This window comes from Marinobacterium sp. xm-a-152, from assembly GCF_013282965.1.
Taxonomy (GTDB): Bacteria; Pseudomonadota; Gammaproteobacteria; order Pseudomonadales; family Balneatricaceae; genus Marinobacterium_E.
Genome location: NZ_WBYI01000012.1, coordinates 1 through 16,589 on the forward strand (window position 1 = coordinate 1; position 16,589 = coordinate 16,589).

Sequence of the window (16,589 nt, forward strand, 5' to 3'; positions counted from 1 at the left end):
AAGTATGCAGAATCCATTGGGGCTAGAAGAAAGAGATCTTCATCAAAAGCCGGATATATGACTGCAGCTCACCTTAACCATTGGTACTTTTATCTTGCATAACGCGGGACGGACCATATATGACCTTCGGTCTGACCCCATTGTTCGACTATTTCTCTAAAGCGTTAAACCACTGCCCGAGCATGACGCGCTCTTCCGGTAGCATGCCCGTTAGGTTGCCTAAAGGCATCGCCTGAGTCGCGACAGACTTTGCATGAATGCGTGCAGCGCTCATTAGAACATCCTCTTCTGTCTCCAGAATGACACCGGCAGGGGGAGCAGTGAACATCTCACTGGTTGGGTTCTTAGCGTGACAGCTAGTGCAGCGCTCATAGACGATCTGAGTCGCTTGCGCCAGGGTGACGTTGTTACTGCTTAGGGTAGCTTCCATACCTCGATTAGGGTGCGTCACATAAGCAAGGCAGATCATACCCAGAGCCGCGAAGGGGAGTGTCCATGCAAATTTTTGACTCTCGTGGCGGGTATTGAAGTAGTGGCGAACACCGACACTCAACAACGCAATCGCAAATAGAATGGCCCAGTTCCACTCATGGCCATAGGTGCTTGGGTAGTGGTTGCTGATCATAATGAACAGCACTGGCAGCGTCAGGTAGTTGTTGTGGCGAGAGCGAAGCAGGGCACGAGCGGGCTGTTTTGGATCAGGTTCGCGACCCTCTTTAATTGCTGCAACCAGATCACGCTGTCCCGGCATGATGACGCGGAATACGTTACCCACCATCATGGTGCCGGTAATGGCGCCGATGTGAATGTAGGCAGCACGACCACTGAACACCTGAGTAAAGGCCCAGGCCGCAATAATCAGCAGCATCAGTAGAACCAATCCAAGCAGTGCCGGTTGTTTACCTAAGGGTGATTCACACAAGAAATCATAAATAAACCAACCTGCGATCAGTGACGCGATACTGATCGCAATGCCTTCCCATGCAGTTAGGCCTGAGCCAGGGGCGAGTAGGTAGAGTTCGGCATTTAGGTAGTAGACAACTGCCAACAAGGTAAAACCAGAGAGGAAGGTGGTGTACGCTTCCCATTTAAACCAGTGTAGGTTTTCCGGCATCTGTGGCGGGGCAAGTTTGTACTTCTCTAGATGGTAGATACCACCACCGTGGATGGCCCATAGATCGCCCGATAGACCCTCTCTAGGACTCTTACGGTTTAGGTTGTTCTCCAACCAGACAAAGTAGAAAGAGGCACCAATCCACGCGATACCAACGATCATGTGTATCCAGCGGACCAGTAGGTTGAGCCATTCTGTGTAGTGCGGATCCATATCGACCTCTAAGCGTTTAAATGATTGATATCTGCATCAAGAAGAGTGATCTCTCCGTCAGCAAAAAAGTGTTCGTCGCAGTTATTACCTTCGCCTTTGCGGTCAACGATCAGAAAATCACTGCCGTTCTCTAGCGCTAGGATAGGGTGATGCCACACCCCTTTACCGTAGTTCAGACCCTGACGCCCGTTGCTAATAAAAGCGCGAATATCGTTTGGGTTAGGCTGATCTGCAGGTGGCGCGACGACGATCAGAAAGCGTTGGCGCTCCATCGGGATGAAGGCTTGACTCCCCTGAGGGTGGCGCTCAAGCATCTTGATTTCGAGCGGGTAACTTAAGGTATCTGCCTTGAAGATACTGATAATGGCTTGGTCCTCTTGGCGATTCAGTTCAACCGTTGCCAATTGATGAAACCGCTGAGTTGAGCCATTGTTAATAGGAAAGTGATCAGAGCCTTCCGTCTCGATTACTTGGCCAAAAGGTTCAAAAGCCTCTTTTGTTAACGGTTCAATGGTCAGAGATCTCATCATTCACTCCTATTAAAGGGTTGGTTTACCAAAGACTCTTAAGCGCGACACACCACCATCTGGGTGGATGTTGAGCTTAACGTGAGTAATCGGTCCAAACTCAGGATCTACAGAAAATTTGTGAATCGAGTCGGCGCTTAGCTTCTGGTTAGGTAAGAGTGTTTTCCAAAATAGGCTCTGAGTGGCGATCTGTTCAGGTGAACCGCCACGAACATAGGCCGCTTGAATGTCACAGCTGTCAGGGAAGTTGCCTTTAAAGTGAGCAGTATCGATCTCGATCTCCTCTGCAACCCCTGGACTACCTAATGCCAGAATGACCCAGTCATAGCCTGGTGAGCGGCGGCGTGCTGTCTCCCAGCCATCACCCATATTAACGCCACGGCCAGGATTGGTTAGGTTGCCCATTTTCCCGAAATGCTCATCACTACAGGATAGGGCACAACCGCCATTCAGTGCCGAGACTAGATCGATGCTTTGTGAGTTGTCGACCGAATCCCAGTCGATAAACGGACGTCCATAGACTCGGAAACGCGCAATGCCACCGTCTGGGTAGATGTTTAGGCGAACGTGAGACCAAGGCTGATCGTTGTTCACTTCAAATAGGTGTTCGCTATCGCCCTGAAGATCGACCGATGGAAGCAGTGTGTACCACTTAGTTTTATCATCTGGATCCTGATCTGGCGAGTAACAGACATCGACAGAAGCTGACGGAGGAAAGTTTCCGGTAAAGAAGTTTGTGTTGATCTCTAGGGCTTGAATCATGCCCGGTGCACCAAGACGAATAACGGCGTAGTCATAGCCTTCAAAACGCTTGCGGCGTGATTCCCAGCCATCCATCCACTTACCAGCATCATCGTAAACACCCTCTTTCCAGACAGGGGGTTCAGGATTTAGCATGCGATTCACTTCAGCAAACCAGTCGTCAGTAACAAAGGTCGCTTTGGCTCCTAAGCGAGCATCTGCAAGGTTAACTAGGCGTTTCAGTTTCTGTTCGTTCATCTATACAACCTCACAAATCAGCCAGACGGAATGCGGCAATTTTATTAATTTCAGCTAAAGCTCGAGCAAACTCTTGCTCTGGCGTGTTATTGATACGCTCCTCAAAGCCAGAGAGGATTGCATGTTTGTTGCTCCCTTTAACGGCCATGATAAATGGAAATTGGAATTTGGCTTTGTAGGCATCATTGAGCTCGGTAAATCGAGCAAACTCCTCGTCGGTCAGCGTATCGATACCCGCGCTGGCCTGTTCTGACGTCGATTCAGCCGTTAGTTTGCCTGCTCGTGCCGCTTTGCCGGCTAAGTCAGGGTGGGCAACAATGACACCGAGCTGCTCCTCATGGCTAGCACTCAAGAAACAGTCGGCCATTAAGTGGTGAAGCGCATCAATGACATCGTGCTCTGCTGTGATCCCTTGATCAAATGCTTGTTCAGCAATCCAAGCGGAGTGCTCATAGATGCCACCAAATTTGGTAACGAATTCCTGTTTTGTTAGCTCGCTAGGTGAGCCAAATGCAAAGGTGACACTCATCATTAAGCCTCAGGTTTGTGGTGTTGATGCCAGTGACGGGCAATATCGATGCGACGTGCGTACCAGACCTTGTCATGACTTTGAACGTAATCTAAGAAACGTTGCAGCGCGGCAATACGTCCAGGGCGACCCAGCAGACGACAGTGCATGCCGATCGATAGCATTTTAGGGGATGTCTCACCCTCTGCGTAGAGGACATCAAAGGCATCTTTTAAGTATTGGAAAAAGTGTTCTCCGGTATTGAAGCCTTGCACCTGCGCAAAACGCATATCGTTGGTATCCAGTGTGTAGGGGACAACGAGATGTTTGCCTTTCGGTCCATCTACCCAGTAGGGCAGGTCATCAGCGTAGGAGTCGGAGTCGTAAAGAAATCCACCTTCTTCCATAACTAACTGACGAGTGTTGGGGCTATCTCGACCGGTGTACCAACCCAGTGGTCGTTGTCCGGTCACTCGTTCGATGATCTCAATGGCTTCCTGCATCTCTTGACGCTCCTGTTCCATCGGCATCTCTTGGTAGGTAATCCATTTTAGAGCGTGTGAACAGATCTCATATCCAGCATCAACGAACGCTTGGGTGACATCAGGGTGGCGTTCCAATGCAGTCGCAACCCCAAAAATGGTCAGAGGGATATCCCGTTTTTGGAAGGTATCTAATAAGCGCCATACACCGGCGCGACTGCCGTACTCATAGATCGACTCCATACTCATATGGCGTTGACCTGGGAAGGGGACAGCAGAGGGCATTTCCGATAGAAAGGCTTCAGACTCTGAGTCGCCATGCAGAATGCAGCGCTCGCCTCCCTCTTCGTAGTTGAGTACAAATGAGAGAGCAATGCGCGATTCATTCGGCCAAGCTGCGTGCGGTGGATTCTTTCCGTAACCGACCAGATCGCGAGGGTAGTTGTTCATACCTAAAACTCCAATATTGATGAGCAGATTGTATACAATTTGTCAGTCAGGTAAATAGCGTAAAAGCATTAAACAGGCTCTAATCATGCAGATAATGCCAATTATCCGATAGACTTTAGTCGACTATTGCTCTATTTGTTAGATTTTATGTATACAAATCGGTATACATAATTAATCAATATTGAGGAGTTCATATGAACGGTTATCTAACAACCCATGTTTTAGACACTGCCAACGGTTGTCCTGGTGAAGGGATTGAGCTAACCCTTTTTAAGGTGGAAGAGGGGCAATTAATCGAAGTGGTTTCAGCGGTGACGAATGACGACGGTCGTGTTGATTCTCCAATCCTTCCTAAGGGGAAGTGTGTCAAAGGGGTCTATGAGTTGCACTTCATGGCGGGTGATTACTTTAGACGTCGCGGCACTGAGCTCGCTGAGCCTGCTTTTTTGGATCAGGTTGTTATCCGTTTCGGTATTGCTGACGAAGAGGCGCACTACCATGTACCGCTTCTGATCTCGCCCTACAGCTACTCAACTTACCGCGGTAGCTAAGTAAGAGTTTTCACAGTGGTTGAGCCTAAATCCACACGTCAAAAATCTAAGACTCAAGATCAGCACATCTACGAGGAGATTTTTGACGCTATTTTAGAGCAGCGGCTCTGGCCCGGTACTCGCTTGAAAGAGGAGTCCTTGGGTGAAATCTTTGGTGTATCTAGAACCATTATACGACGCACGCTCAGTCGATTAGCGCACGAGCGTGTTGCGGTTTTTGAACCCAACCGCGGTGCCTTTGTTGCTGAGCCCGATGTCTCGGATGCTCGTCAGATTCTTGATGCTCGTCGTCTTATGGAGTTAGCCATTGTTGAGAGGGTGGCAGAACGTGCCTCTTCGATCAAAGACGAGTTTAAGAAACTCTATGATCTGATCGAGCAGGAGCATAAAAGCAGTGCGGCTGCCGACAAAGGCACGGCTATTCGTTTGTCGGGTGAATTCCACCTAGAGTTAGCACGCCTCTCTGGCAATAAACCCCTGGAGGGGTTTCTTCACTCCCTGGTACCGCAAACCTCGTTAATCATCGCCCTCTATCAGGCCAAAGAGGGGAGTCGTTGTGCCATTGATGAGCACAGTCGTCTGCTGGATGCGCTGAAGCTGGGTGATGCCGAGGAGGCGAAGCGTTTAATGGGTGAGCATCTAGATCATATTGAAGAGCGTTTGGCTCTGGATGAGTCACCGGGTAACCGAAATTTGGCTAAGGTGTTTGGGCGCCGAACTGAAAAAGCTGGCGCATAATGGTGCGTCAAGTTAAATTGGATGCACACTAAAGGTGCAACAGCTTGAGTTTCTGACCTGTTGGTTAATGATTTATTCATTTATATCAATGGGTTAGTGAAGTTGGCATTTGATGCGCTAACAAAAATAAGAAGGCTGCATTGAGCAGTTGTTTGGAGGCAATAATGAGCAATGAAAAGATTTCGGCAGCGCAGATGCGCGATCCGAATTAGACCCCACCGATGCATCTAGCAATTCCGCTAGGCATTCAACACGTACTGGCGATGTTTATCGCAAACGTAACCCCAGCGATCATCGTTGCGGGTGCAGCGGGATTTGGCTTTGGTTCAAATTCACCTGACTTCCCTAACATGATCTACATGATGCAGATGTGTATGCTCCTTGCGGGTGTTACAACACTGCTTCAGACAATTGGTGCAGGCCCTGTGGGTGCACGTCTTCCGATTGTGCAAGGTACCAGTTTCGCATTCATTCCTATTCTTATCCCATTGGTAGCGGGTAAGGGTGTAGAAGCGATGGCTATGGTGACCGGTGGTGTCCTAGTCGGTGGTCTATTCCAAGCAGCGCTAGGGCCATTTATTGGTCGCCTTCGTTTTGCTTTGCCTCCATTGGTAACAGGTCTGATCGTGCTGATGATCGGTTTGTCACTTCTTAAAGTGGGTATTCAGTACGCGGCAGGTGGCGTTCCGGCGATTGGTAAGCCTGAGTTTGGTTCGTTAGAGAACTGGACTGTTGCTGGTACCGTTATTGTGGTGACCCTAGGTCTGAAATTCTACGGTAAAGGCATGATCAGCTCAGCGGCTATATTGATCGGTCTGATTGCAGGTTACGTTCTGGCCTACTTTATGGGTATGGTTAACTTCGGTAACGTCGGCCGTGCTGCAAGCTTTGCGCTGCCACAGCTCTTCCCATTCGGAATCGAGTTCGGCGCAGGTGCCATCATCGGTATCGCACTCATGTCATTCATCTCTGCGATTGAGACAGTGGGTGACGTATCGGGTATCACCAAAGGTGGTGCGGATCGTGAAGCAACTGATACTGAGATCAAAGGCGCAACTTATGCAGACGGTCTAGGTACAGCGCTATCTGCTCTAGCTGGTGCACTGCCAAATACATCGTTCTCGCAAAACGTTGGTCTGATCGCAATGACGCGTATGATGAGCCGTCACGTGGCAACCATTGGTGCGATCTTCCTGATCGTCTGTGGTCTGATCCCTAAAGTGGGTGCTCTTATCTCTACTGTGCCAATCGAAGTATTGGGTGGTGGTGTTATCGTGATGTTCGGCATGGTTGCCTCTTCAGGTATGAAGATGCTGGCTGATGTGGATTGGAACAGCCGTAACATGGTGATCTTTGCAGTATCACTATCACTTGGCCTGGGTCTAATGCAGGTTCCAGAAGCGCTTCAGCACCTAGACGGTACAGTTAAGGCGCTTTTAACAACAGGTCTACTACCAGCAGCAGTCTGCGCCATCGTACTCAACCTGTTTATGCCTCATCCTAAGAAGGAAGAGGAGTAAGTTTTTAACTTACCTTTCTAATCGATCAAAGGCCCCTTATGGGGCCTTTTCAGTTGGAGCCTTATCACAGATGAGGCGATTTTTATCAGCACGCATCGCGGCCTTTTCAAGACCGCTCCAACGGTTCGCACGCTGAATTGATGTTGGAGCCTTATCGAAGATGAGGCGATCGTTTCTGACTGCGGATGACAGGCTGAAGCCAGTCACGGCAGCTCCGTAGTTGAGTTCTCGCCTGTCAGCCGCTATATGGCTAATCCCACAACCCCAAACAAGTGCACCAAAATACCCTTAAAAATTTACTTTTGCGATCTTTTGGTGCGCATTCCTGTCGCAAATGTCACTTAATGGTGCACTGCAAAATCTCTTCATATGCGTCAAATAGAATAATATTAATTGTTTATCTTATTGTTTTTAAACATAAATAAAATTAATTTACGGACTATTTCAAAAACTGGCACGCACTCTGCAATAAGAAAAACATCTAGGTTACTAATCAAAGGAGAAGACCCTGATGTCTAAATCAACTATGTTTAAATCTGCTGCGCTAGCCTTAGCTGTTTCTGCAACGAATCTTGCAATGGCGGCTGATACGATCAAAGTGGGCGTGCTTCACTCACTGTCGGGCACAATGGCGATCAGTGAGACAACACTGAAAGACACCATGCTGATGCTGATCGAAGAGCAGAACAAGAAGGGCGGTTTGCTAGGTAAACAACTTGAGCCTGTGGTTGTCGACCCAGCGTCTAACTGGCCACTGTTTGCTGAGAAAGCACGTGAGCTAGTTGAGAAAGAGAAGGTGGACGCGATCTTCGGTTGTTGGACATCAGTGTCGCGTAAATCGGTTCTTCCGGTTATTGAAGAGCTAGACAGCCTCATGTTCTACCCAGTTCAGTATGAAGGTGAAGAGTCGTCTAAAAACGTCTTCTACACAGGTGCTGCGCCAAACCAGCAGGCGATTCCAGCGGTTGATTACCTAATGAACGAGTTGGGTGTTGAGCGTTGGGTGCTAGCCGGTACTGACTATGTCTACCCACGTACAACTAACAAAATCTTGGATGCTTACCTAAAAGCGGCGGGTGTTGCTGAAGAGGACATCATGGTGAACTACACGCCATTCGGTCACTCTGATTGGCAGTCGATTGTATCGGACATTAAAAAGTTCGGTTCAGCGGGTAAGAAGACTGCGGTTGTCTCTACCATTAACGGCGATGCCAACGTACCTTTCTACAAAGAGCTAGGTTCACAGGGCATCAGCTCTGAAGATATTCCAGTGGTTGCTTTCTCTGTCGGTGAAGAGGAGCTATCTGGTATGGATACTGGACCGCTTGTAGGTCACCTAGCTGCTTGGAACTACTTCATGAGCGTTGATAGTGAAGTGAACGATGAGTTTATCGAGAACTGGCACTCATTCATTGGTAACGAAGATCGTGTAACCAATGACCCAATGGAAGCGCACTACATCGGCTTCAACATGTGGGCTAAAGCGGTTGAAAAAGCTGGTACAACGGATCCATCGGCTGTCCAAGATGCTCTCATCGGTGTCTCTGTACCAAACCTTACAGGTGGCCTATCCACTATGATGCCAAACCACCACATCTCTAAACCGGTTCTGATCGGTGAGATCCAAGATGATGGTCAATTTGAAGTGGTCTCTTCAACTTCAGGTTTGGTGGTTGGTGATGCATGGTCTGATTTCCTAGAGGGTTCTAAAGACCTTATCTCAGACTGGCGCCAGCCACTCTCTTGCGGGAACTACAACGTGAAAACCGCAACCTGTTCTGGTCAGAACTTCTAATCTTTCTTAACAAGAAAAGACCAGGCGGCAGATACTGCCGCCTTTTTTCCACCTGTAAGGAATCTCATTATGATGCGATCTGTTAGAAAATCGCTTCTAAGCTCTCTGATGCTGATCATCTCGCTGCTTGCTCTGCCAGTTCTAGCAGGCGAGGCTGAGTTTAATCAGTACGAAGAGAAGCTGACAAAAGCAAAGTTTACTGAAAAATCACGCATTATTAGCGACTGGATGGCTACCGATTCAGGCGAGGCCCTATCCTTAGTTCAACTGATGCTCGACAGCCAACTCTACTACCACAAAAAAGAGAAGCAGCTCTATCGAGTTGAGAAGGCTGAAAAGGGGGCTGAGGCAATCAGGCTGCGTGATGGCAGTTTGGTTGTGATCGACAATAAGCGCCACTTTAAACGTGTCAGTATCAATAACACTTTGCGTTCTGAATTTGGTGCGCTGCTTTCAACCGCGGCTCTGCTTGCAGAGAGTCCAGCGGATCGACGCAGTGCTGCCCTGGATTTGATTGGAACCGCAACTCCAGAGGTGGTGGGTCAATTGCGTGAGCTCATCAAGTCTGAATCCGATTCCTCTGTTCTAGAGGCCTTTAATATCGTGCTAGCTGTGGCGGACCTAAACGGTGATAACACAACACGAGCAGCGAAAGCCATTACAACACTTGCGGATACCCTTGAGCCCGCGGCTCTGGCGGCACTGACACAGTTTGTTGAGCGCTCCAGTGATGAGGTGCTTGTTGCGGCTGCTAATAAGGCTATACAGACTCACCAAGATCAGGCCTCTTTCTACTCGGGTGTTGAGACTGTCTACTTTGGACTCAGTTTGGGGTCGGTATTGGTACTTGCTGGAATTGGCTTGGCCATCACCTTTGGTGTGATGGGGGTTATTAATATGGCCCATGGTGAGCTGATCATGATCGGCGCCTACACGACCTATGTCGTGCAACTATTGATGCCTAACTCGATTGAGTACTCCCTATTTGTCGCCATTCCAGCAGCGTTTGTTGTCTCTGGTCTGGTAGGTATTGCGATTGAACGAGGTGTGATTCGCTTCTTATACGGTCGACCGCTGGAAACGCTGTTGGCGACCTTCGGTATCTCACTGGTATTACAACAAGCTGTGCGCTCGATCTTCTCACCACTGAACCGTAGTGTTGAAACACCCTCATGGATGGCCGGTTCTATTGAGATCAATCCACTTCTCTCGCTGACTGAGAGTCGTCTTTACATCATCTTCTTCTGTCTGTTTGTCTTTGTTGCTCTGTCGCTAGTCATGAAGCGAACCCGCTTGGGTCTTCAGGTGCGAGCGGTATCACAGAATCGTGCGATGGCTCGTGCTATGGGCGTTCGCTCTGAGTGGGTTGATGCGATGACCTTCGGTTTGGGGTCGGGTGTTGCCGGTGTGGCTGGTGTAGCACTTTCACAGCTGACCAATGTGGGGCCCAATTTAGGCCAGGCCTACATCATCGACTCCTTTATGGTGGTGGTCTTTGGTGGTGTAGGGAACCTCTGGGGAACCCTGGTTGCAGGCTTGAGTTTAGGACTGGCAAACAAGGTCATGGAGCCTTGGGCGGGTGCCGTGTTAGCGAAAATTCTCGTGCTTGTGTTCATCATCCTCTTTATCCAAAAACGTCCACGTGGCTTGTTCCCACAACGCGGTCGAGCTGCGGAGGGTTAATTCGATGTTTCTATTACAGATTCTTAAAAATGATAAGGGCGGACGTTGGCTTATTGGTCTCTTGATCGCTCTGATTGTTGCGGTTCCAGTGCTGAACAGTCTGCCAGCGGATTCAGCTCTTCATGTGCCGACTTATACCATCTCTCTACTGGGTAAATACCTGACGCTGGCGCTTCTAGCGGTGGCTGTCGATCTGGTTTGGGGCTATTTGGGCATCCTTACTCTAGGGCATGCTGCATTCTTTGCGCTGGGCGGCTACGCAATGGGTATGTACCTAATGCGTCAAATTGGTGATCGCGGTGTCTATGGGAATCCCGATCTGCCGGACTTTATGGTCTTCTTAAACTGGCAGGAGCTTCCCTGGTTCTGGAGCGGTTTTGATCAGTTCTGGTTCGCAGCCTTAATGGTCTTGTTGGTACCAGGGTTGCTGGCTTATGTCTTTGGTGCTCTGGCTTTTCGTTCTCGCGTTTCAGGGGTCTACCTGTCGATCATCACTCAAGCGTTAACCTACGCATTAATGTTGGCGTTTTATCGTAACGAGATGGGGTTTGGTGGTAACAACGGCCTGACCGACTTTAAAGACATTATCGGATTCAGTCTGTCTGATGATGCGACCAAGATCGGACTCTTTATCGCCAGTGCTGTGGCTTTAATGGTCGGATACCTGATCAGTCGTGCGTTAACTGAAAGCCGTGCGGGCAGAGCCTGTGTTGCAGTGCGAGATGCTGAATCGCGTGCTCGCTTTATGGGTTACCGTGTGGAGAACATAAAACTCTGGGTATTCACGATCTCGGCCATGATTGCCGGTGTCGCCGGTGCACTCTACGTGCCTCAAGTAGGCATCATCAACCCGAATGAATTTTCGCCTCTGAACTCCATTGAGGTCGTGGTCTGGGTTGCGGTGGGTGGTCGTGCCTCGCTCTATGGCGCGGTGATCGGTGCGCTATTGATTAACTATGCAAAATCTTACTTTACCGTCGAGCTACCCGATGTTTGGCTATTCGCTCTGGGTGGTCTGTTTGTACTAGTCACGCTCTTTTTACCCAAAGGGGTGGTGGGACTGATTCGTAAAAAGGAGAGCGTCTAATGTCTGGATTCTCACTGCAGGAGTTTATGCGTCGTGATCAGGTGTTCGATATTGTGAATGCTGCACAGAGTGAGCGACTCAATGTCGATAAGCAGATTCTTCTCTATCTGGAAGGGTTATCGGTTAGCTTTGATGGCTTTAAGGCGATTAATGATCTCAATCTCTACATACGAGATGGGGAGTTACGCTGCATCATCGGGCCAAATGGTGCTGGCAAAACGACCATGATGGATATCATTACCGGTAAAACTAAACCCGATACAGGTACCGCCTATTTTGGTCAAACGATTGACCTGCTCAACATGGATGAACCGGCCATTGCTGAGGCGGGAATAGGGCGCAAGTTCCAGAAACCGACGGTGTTTGAGAACTTATCGGTGTTTGCCAACCTGGAGTTGGCGATGGCACAAAATCGAGATTTCATCTCGCTTTACACAGCCAAGCTAAGCTCTGAACAGTCTGATCGAATAGCCGATGTGCAGCAGCTTATCGGTTTGGCGGAGCAGAGTTTTAAACTGGCAGGCGCTCTGTCGCACGGACAGAAGCAGTGGTTAGAGATCGGCATGCTGTTAATGCAGAGGCCACGACTTCTTCTGGTGGACGAACCCGTCGCCGGTATGACTCACCAAGAGATGGACAAGACCGCAGAGCTGCTGATCTCGTTGGCCGGTAAACACTCAGTGGTGGTGGTTGAACACGATATGGAGTTTGTTCGAAACCTAGCCGAGGGTGGTCGCACCGTGAGTGTACTGCATCAGGGTTCGGTGTTAGCCGAAGGTACCATGGATCAAGTTCAGAATGATGACCGCGTGAAGCAGGTCTACCTTGGAGAGTAGTGGGATGCTTGAACTAAACAAAGTGAATCAGTTTTACGGTGAAAGCCACACCCTTTGGGATCTTGATCTTGCTGTTAAAGAGGGTGAGTGCAGTGTCTTAATGGGGCGCAATGGTGTTGGCAAAACGACTCTTTTGGACTGTGTAATGGGGCACAACAAGATCAAACAGGGTGAGATTCGTTTCATGGGCGAGGATATCTCCAAGCTTAGCGTTGAGAAGCGCCCCAATATTGGTATTGGTTATGTACCACAGGGTCGTCAAATTTTTCCGTTGATGACCGTTGAAGAGAATCTACAGATTGGATTGCCTGTATTGCCGCGCGGCGCACGCAAAATACCGGACTATATTTTTGATCTATTCCCCGTTTTAAAAGAGATGTTGGCTCGTCGTGGTGGGGATCTGAGTGGTGGACAACAGCAACAGTTAGCCATTGCTCGAGCACTCGTAGTCAATCCCAAATTGTTGATTCTGGATGAGCCTACTGAAGGTATTCAGCCCAATATTGTCCAGCAGATCGGCGATATCATTCGCCAATTGAACCAAGAGCTTGGGCTGACCGTTCTGCTCGTTGAGCAGAAGCTCCCGTTTGCTCGCAAAGTTGGAGATGTCTTCACGCTGCTAGATCGCGGTCGCAATGTTGCTGCTGGCTCAATGGATCAACTTGATGATACATTGGTTTCAAAGTATCTAACGGTTTAAGGGATATTGTGAACGCACTGACTGGCCGCCAAGGGTGGCATGCTGAACTGACTCTCGGTTATCAACTGCGCGGTGATAAAACGCGCTTGGTGGACTCCAAACGGGAGGGGCCTTTGGCGGTACAGCGCGCCTTTTATCCTGAAGGCGAGGTATGCCACACCTACCTGCTACATCCCCCCGGAGGTGTGGTGGCCGGTGATGATTTGAATATCGATTTGCAGGTCTCCAAGGATGCTAAGGTTCTACTGACAACACCAGGGGCGACTAAGTTTTATCGCTCTATCGGTCCAGTTGCAGAGGTCTCTCAGCGCTTAACGGTCGCTCATGGCGGCTCTTTAGAGTGGATGCCACTGGAGAATATATTCTTCCCAGGCACCCTTTCCCATATTGTCACCGAAGTGCATTTAGAGACGGGCGCTCATTTTATCGGCTGGGAGATCAACTGCTTTGGTCGTCCCTCTAATGAAGAGCGTTTTGAAACCGGGCAGTTAAGTTCAGAGATGCGAATCTATCGTGACGGCGAACCGGTGCTGTTCGATCGATTTGCAACCGATGGAGCTTCCCTGATCGACAGTTCGATCGGTTTAAAAGGGGTGTCAGGTTATGCGTCGATGGTCGCGACCGTTGATGATCAGGATCTGTTAGAGCAGGTTCAACAGCTGCTGTCAGATGATCCGCTTTCAGGCGCGACCCTGATAGATGGTCTACTGGTCGTTCGCACTATTTCAGAGCAGAGCCAAGAGGTTATTTCCCTCTTTTCTAGCGTTTGGCGTCTCATTCGACCTCAATCTCTTGGAAAAGAGGCTGTAGTGCCTCGCATTTGGGCAACCTGAACCAAGTTAATTCTAAAACGCACTCAAAGAGTGCGTTTTTTTTGCCAAAATTCAGCTGGGTTATTCTGTTTGTTGTCGATTTTTTGAATTTTTCAAGATGATGTCTGCTATTTGTTCGATTTTATTCGATTTTTAGGCTTTTTATAAAAACTGGTCTCTATTTTGCTAAGTCTAATTTATTAACTCTCATGAACACCGCTTAAGGGAACTATCATGGAACTGACACCCAGAGAGAAAGACAAACTACTGATATTCACCGCAGCGCTGCTCGCTGAACGTCGTAAAGATCGTGGTTTGAAATTGAACTATCCCGAAGCGGTTGCGCTCATCAGTGCAGCAGTGATGGAAGGGGCACGCGATGGTCGCACGGTTGCTGAATTGATGGACTATGGCCGCACCTTGCTGACTCGTGAAGAGGTTATGGAGGGGGTGCCTGAGATGATCCATGACGTTCAGGTTGAAGCGACCTTCCCTGACGGGACCAAATTGGTCACCGTCCATGAACCGATTGTTTAAGAGGTGGCTTAATGATTCCAGGTGAATACAAAGTTGATACGGGCAGTATCAATCTCAACGAGGGTCGAGAGACCATCAAAGTCAGCGTCGCGAACACCGGTGATCGTCCGGTTCAGATTGGTTCTCACTACCACTTCTATGAGGTCAATGAAGCCCTCATTTTTGACCGTGAAAAAGCACGGGGTTTTAGACTAAACATTGCCGCGGGAACAGCGGTCCGATTTGAACCAGGTCAATCGCGCGAAGTCGAGTTGGTGGCACTGACGGGTGACCGCGTTGTTTATGGATTTCAAGCCAAAGTCAGTGGCCAATTGGATTAGGAGATCAGAATGTCTGTTATTGATCGCACCGCGTATGCAGAAATGTTTGGTCCCACCACAGGCGACCGTGTTCGCTTAGCGGATACCGAGCTCTGGTTAGAGGTCGAGAAGGATTACACGACCTACGGTGAGGAGGTTAAGTTTGGTGGCGGTAAGGTTATCCGTGATGGTATGGGGCAGAGCCAAGCCTGCCGTGTTGATACACCGGATCTGGTCATTACCAATGCATTGATTCTTGATCACTGGGGGATAGTAAAAGCCGATGTTGCCGTTCGCGATGGTCGTATCTTTGCGATCGGCAAAGCCGGTAATCCAGATATCCAACCTAATGTAGATATTGTCGTTGGTCCCAGCACAGAAGTGATTGCCGGTGAAGGCAGTATTCTAACGGCTGGCGGGATTGATGCTCACATTCACTTTATCTGTCCGCAGCAGGTCGATGAAGCGCTCTGCTCAGGTGTCACCACGATGATCGGTGGGGGTACAGGTCCAGCCACCGGTACTAATGCAACCACCTGTACACCGGGTGCATGGAACATTGCTCGAATGCTGGAAGCAGTAGACTCTTTACCAATGAACTTCGGGTTCTTAGGTAAGGGTAACGCCAGTCTTCCCGAGCCGTTAATCGAGCAGGTTGAAGCGGGTGCTATCGGGCTTAAATTGCATGAAGATTGGGGCACTACGCCCGCTTCAATCGATAACTGCCTGAGCGTTGCAGAGAAATACGATGTTCAGGTTGCGATTCATACTGACACATTAAATGAATCAGGCTTTGTCGAAGCGACACTGGATGCGATCGGTGACCGAGTCATTCACACCTACCACACAGAGGGAGCGGGTGGTGGTCACGCACCAGATATCATCAAGGCTGCAGGGCTTAAAAATGTGCTGCCTTCGTCGACCAATCCCACACGTCCATACACCATTAATACGGTGGATGAGCACCTCGACATGCTAATGGTTTGTCACCATCTAGATCCAAGTATTGCTGAGGATGTCGCCTTTGCAGAGTCACGTATTCGTCGTGAAACCATCGCCGCAGAGGATATCCTTCACGATCTTGGCGCTTTTTCGATGATCTCATCGGATTCACAAGCGATGGGTCGAGTAGGGGAAGTTGTCATTCGTACCTGGCAGACTGCGCATAAGATGAAAGTACAGAGAGGCCCTTTAGAGGCGGACTCTGAGCGCAACGATAACCATCGTTTGAAACGCTACATTGCTAAATACACCATTAACCCGGCCATCGCCCACGGGATTTCACACGTAGTGGGGTCAATTGAGGTCGGCAAACTGGCCGATCTGGTGTTATGGAAACCGGCTTTCTTTGGCACTAAACCCAGTCTGGTGTTGAAGGCGGGTATGATCGCGACGGCCCCTATGGGCGATCCTAATGCATCCATTCCAACGCCTCAGCCTGTTCACTATCGTCCAATGTTTGCCAGCATTGGTAAAGCGGCTCAAAGCACGTCAATGACCTTCCTATCTCAAGCAGCTGTCGCTGCTGGAGTGGCTGAAGAGCTTGGTCTGCAGTCGATGATCGGCGTTGTAAAAGGGTGTAGAACCGCCACCAAAGATCAGATGGTTCATAACGATTGGCAGCCCGATATTCAGGTGGATCCTCAAACCTATGAGGTCACTGCAGATGGCATGACGTTAACCTGTGAACCGGCCGAAATATTGCCGATGGCGCAGCGCTATTTCCTATTTTAAGTAA

The 16,589-nt window shown here is 49.3% G+C and carries 17 protein-coding genes; 12 read left to right on the forward strand and 5 right to left on the reverse strand.

The window, feature by feature from the left end:
* Positions 1 to 148 precede the first annotated feature (148 nt).
* The 5 genes from XMA152_RS11160 to puuE are packed head-to-tail and all read right to left on the reverse strand — an operon-like array spanning position 149 to position 4,293.
* Positions 149 to 1,327 carry a urate hydroxylase PuuD gene (locus XMA152_RS11160; protein WP_173483638.1) on the reverse strand — a complete coding sequence of 393 codons (1,179 nt, stop codon included), beginning with the start codon at positions 1,325 to 1,327 and terminating at the stop codon, positions 149 to 151.
* 8 nt (positions 1,328 to 1,335) lie between these two features.
* Positions 1,336 to 1,854: an ureidoglycolate lyase gene (locus XMA152_RS11165; RefSeq protein ID WP_173483639.1), complete on the reverse strand. Its 519-nt coding sequence runs from the start codon at positions 1,852 to 1,854 to the stop codon at positions 1,336 to 1,338.
* Between the two features lie 12 nt (positions 1,855 to 1,866).
* Positions 1,867 to 2,853, reverse strand: coding sequence for an allantoicase (gene alc, locus XMA152_RS11170; protein WP_173483640.1), 987 nt, complete (start codon positions 2,851 to 2,853; stop codon positions 1,867 to 1,869).
* 10 nt (positions 2,854 to 2,863) lie between these two features.
* Complete coding sequence (gene uraD, locus XMA152_RS11175) at positions 2,864 to 3,385, reverse strand: 2-oxo-4-hydroxy-4-carboxy-5-ureidoimidazoline decarboxylase (RefSeq protein WP_217364037.1); 522 nt, start codon at positions 3,383 to 3,385, stop codon at positions 2,864 to 2,866.
* Entirely contained in the window at positions 3,385 to 4,293 is a 909-nt protein-coding gene (puuE, locus tag XMA152_RS11180; RefSeq protein ID WP_173483641.1) for an allantoinase PuuE, read from the reverse strand. Before puuE ends, uraD begins: the two co-directional genes overlap by 1 nt.
* A 194-nt stretch (positions 4,294 to 4,487) precedes the next feature.
* On the opposite strand from puuE, the gene uraH reads away from it, so the two are divergent.
* The 12 genes from uraH to ureC all read left to right on the forward strand — a co-directional run bounded on the left by uraH (position 4,488) and on the right by ureC (position 16,585).
* Positions 4,488 to 4,844 (forward strand): hydroxyisourate hydrolase, encoded by a 357-nt coding sequence (gene uraH, locus XMA152_RS11185; protein WP_173483642.1) that lies wholly within the window; start codon positions 4,488 to 4,490, stop codon positions 4,842 to 4,844.
* A 15-nt stretch (positions 4,845 to 4,859) separates the two neighbouring features.
* Positions 4,860 to 5,582, forward strand: a complete 723-nt coding sequence (locus XMA152_RS12665; protein ID WP_173483643.1) for a GntR family transcriptional regulator — start codon at positions 4,860 to 4,862, stop codon at positions 5,580 to 5,582.
* A gap of 221 nt (positions 5,583 to 5,803) precedes the next feature.
* Positions 5,804 to 7,102: a uracil-xanthine permease family protein gene (locus tag XMA152_RS11195; RefSeq protein ID WP_217364038.1), complete on the forward strand. Its 1,299-nt coding sequence runs from the start codon at positions 5,804 to 5,806 to the stop codon at positions 7,100 to 7,102.
* Between the two features lie 511 nt (positions 7,103 to 7,613).
* The gene (gene urtA, locus XMA152_RS11200; protein ID WP_173483644.1) at positions 7,614 to 8,897 is read left to right on the forward strand and encodes an urea ABC transporter substrate-binding protein; all 1,284 of its coding nucleotides are present in this window, start codon (positions 7,614 to 7,616) and stop codon (positions 8,895 to 8,897) included.
* A 69-nt stretch (positions 8,898 to 8,966) separates the two neighbouring features.
* On the forward strand, positions 8,967 to 10,580 hold the full coding sequence (urtB, locus tag XMA152_RS11205) for an urea ABC transporter permease subunit UrtB (RefSeq protein ID WP_254443043.1): 1,614 nt from the start codon (positions 8,967 to 8,969) through the stop codon (positions 10,578 to 10,580).
* Between the two features lie 4 nt (positions 10,581 to 10,584).
* Positions 10,585 to 11,667, forward strand: a complete 1,083-nt coding sequence (gene urtC, locus XMA152_RS11210; RefSeq protein ID WP_173483645.1) for an urea ABC transporter permease subunit UrtC — start codon at positions 10,585 to 10,587, stop codon at positions 11,665 to 11,667.
* On the forward strand, positions 11,667 to 12,503 hold the full coding sequence (gene urtD / locus XMA152_RS11215) for an urea ABC transporter ATP-binding protein UrtD (protein ID WP_173483646.1): 837 nt from the start codon (positions 11,667 to 11,669) through the stop codon (positions 12,501 to 12,503). Before urtC ends, urtD begins: the two co-directional genes overlap by 1 nt.
* Positions 12,504 to 12,507: 4 nt before the next feature.
* Positions 12,508 to 13,203, forward strand: coding sequence for an urea ABC transporter ATP-binding subunit UrtE (urtE, locus tag XMA152_RS11220; RefSeq protein ID WP_173483647.1), 696 nt, complete (start codon positions 12,508 to 12,510; stop codon positions 13,201 to 13,203).
* Positions 13,204 to 13,211: 8 nt separating this feature from the next.
* On the forward strand, positions 13,212 to 14,036 hold the full coding sequence (locus XMA152_RS11225) for an urease accessory protein UreD (protein WP_173483648.1): 825 nt from the start codon (positions 13,212 to 13,214) through the stop codon (positions 14,034 to 14,036).
* Positions 14,037 to 14,249: 213 nt separating this feature from the next.
* Entirely contained in the window at positions 14,250 to 14,552 is a 303-nt protein-coding gene (ureA, locus tag XMA152_RS11230; protein ID WP_173483649.1) for an urease subunit gamma, read from the forward strand.
* A gap of 11 nt (positions 14,553 to 14,563) precedes the next feature.
* Positions 14,564 to 14,872: an urease subunit beta gene (locus XMA152_RS11235; protein WP_173483650.1), complete on the forward strand. Its 309-nt coding sequence runs from the start codon at positions 14,564 to 14,566 to the stop codon at positions 14,870 to 14,872.
* A gap of 9 nt (positions 14,873 to 14,881) precedes the next feature.
* On the forward strand, positions 14,882 to 16,585 hold the full coding sequence (gene ureC, locus XMA152_RS11240) for an urease subunit alpha (protein WP_173483651.1): 1,704 nt from the start codon (positions 14,882 to 14,884) through the stop codon (positions 16,583 to 16,585).
* Positions 16,586 to 16,589 lie beyond the last annotated feature (4 nt).

Excerpts from the sequence above, each read along its gene's own strand:
- XMA152_RS11160 (WP_173483638.1), bottom strand. The coding sequence starts at position 1,327 with ATGGATCCGCACTACACAGAATGGCTCAACCTACTGGTCCGCTGGATA.
- XMA152_RS11165 (WP_173483639.1), bottom strand. The coding sequence starts at position 1,854 with ATGAGATCTCTGACCATTGAACCGTTAACAAAAGAGGCTTTTGAACCT.
- alc (WP_173483640.1), bottom strand. The coding sequence starts at position 2,853 with ATGAACGAACAGAAACTGAAACGCCTAGTTAACCTTGCAGATGCTCGC.
- uraD (WP_217364037.1), bottom strand. The coding sequence starts at position 3,385 with ATGATGAGTGTCACCTTTGCATTTGGCTCACCTAGCGAGCTAACAAAA.
- puuE (WP_173483641.1), bottom strand. The coding sequence starts at position 4,293 with ATGAACAACTACCCTCGCGATCTGGTCGGTTACGGAAAGAATCCACCG.
- uraH (WP_173483642.1), top strand. The coding sequence starts at position 4,488 with ATGAACGGTTATCTAACAACCCATGTTTTAGACACTGCCAACGGTTGT.
- XMA152_RS11195 (WP_217364038.1), top strand. The coding sequence starts at position 5,804 with ATGCATCTAGCAATTCCGCTAGGCATTCAACACGTACTGGCGATGTTT.
- urtA (WP_173483644.1), top strand. The coding sequence starts at position 7,614 with ATGTCTAAATCAACTATGTTTAAATCTGCTGCGCTAGCCTTAGCTGTT.
- urtB (WP_254443043.1), top strand. The coding sequence starts at position 8,967 with ATGATGCGATCTGTTAGAAAATCGCTTCTAAGCTCTCTGATGCTGATC.
- urtC (WP_173483645.1), top strand. The coding sequence starts at position 10,585 with ATGTTTCTATTACAGATTCTTAAAAATGATAAGGGCGGACGTTGGCTT.
- urtD (WP_173483646.1), top strand. The coding sequence starts at position 11,667 with ATGTCTGGATTCTCACTGCAGGAGTTTATGCGTCGTGATCAGGTGTTC.
- urtE (WP_173483647.1), top strand. The coding sequence starts at position 12,508 with ATGCTTGAACTAAACAAAGTGAATCAGTTTTACGGTGAAAGCCACACC.
- ureA (WP_173483649.1), top strand. The coding sequence starts at position 14,250 with ATGGAACTGACACCCAGAGAGAAAGACAAACTACTGATATTCACCGCA.
- XMA152_RS11235 (WP_173483650.1), top strand. The coding sequence starts at position 14,564 with ATGATTCCAGGTGAATACAAAGTTGATACGGGCAGTATCAATCTCAAC.
- ureC (WP_173483651.1), top strand. The coding sequence starts at position 14,882 with ATGTCTGTTATTGATCGCACCGCGTATGCAGAAATGTTTGGTCCCACC.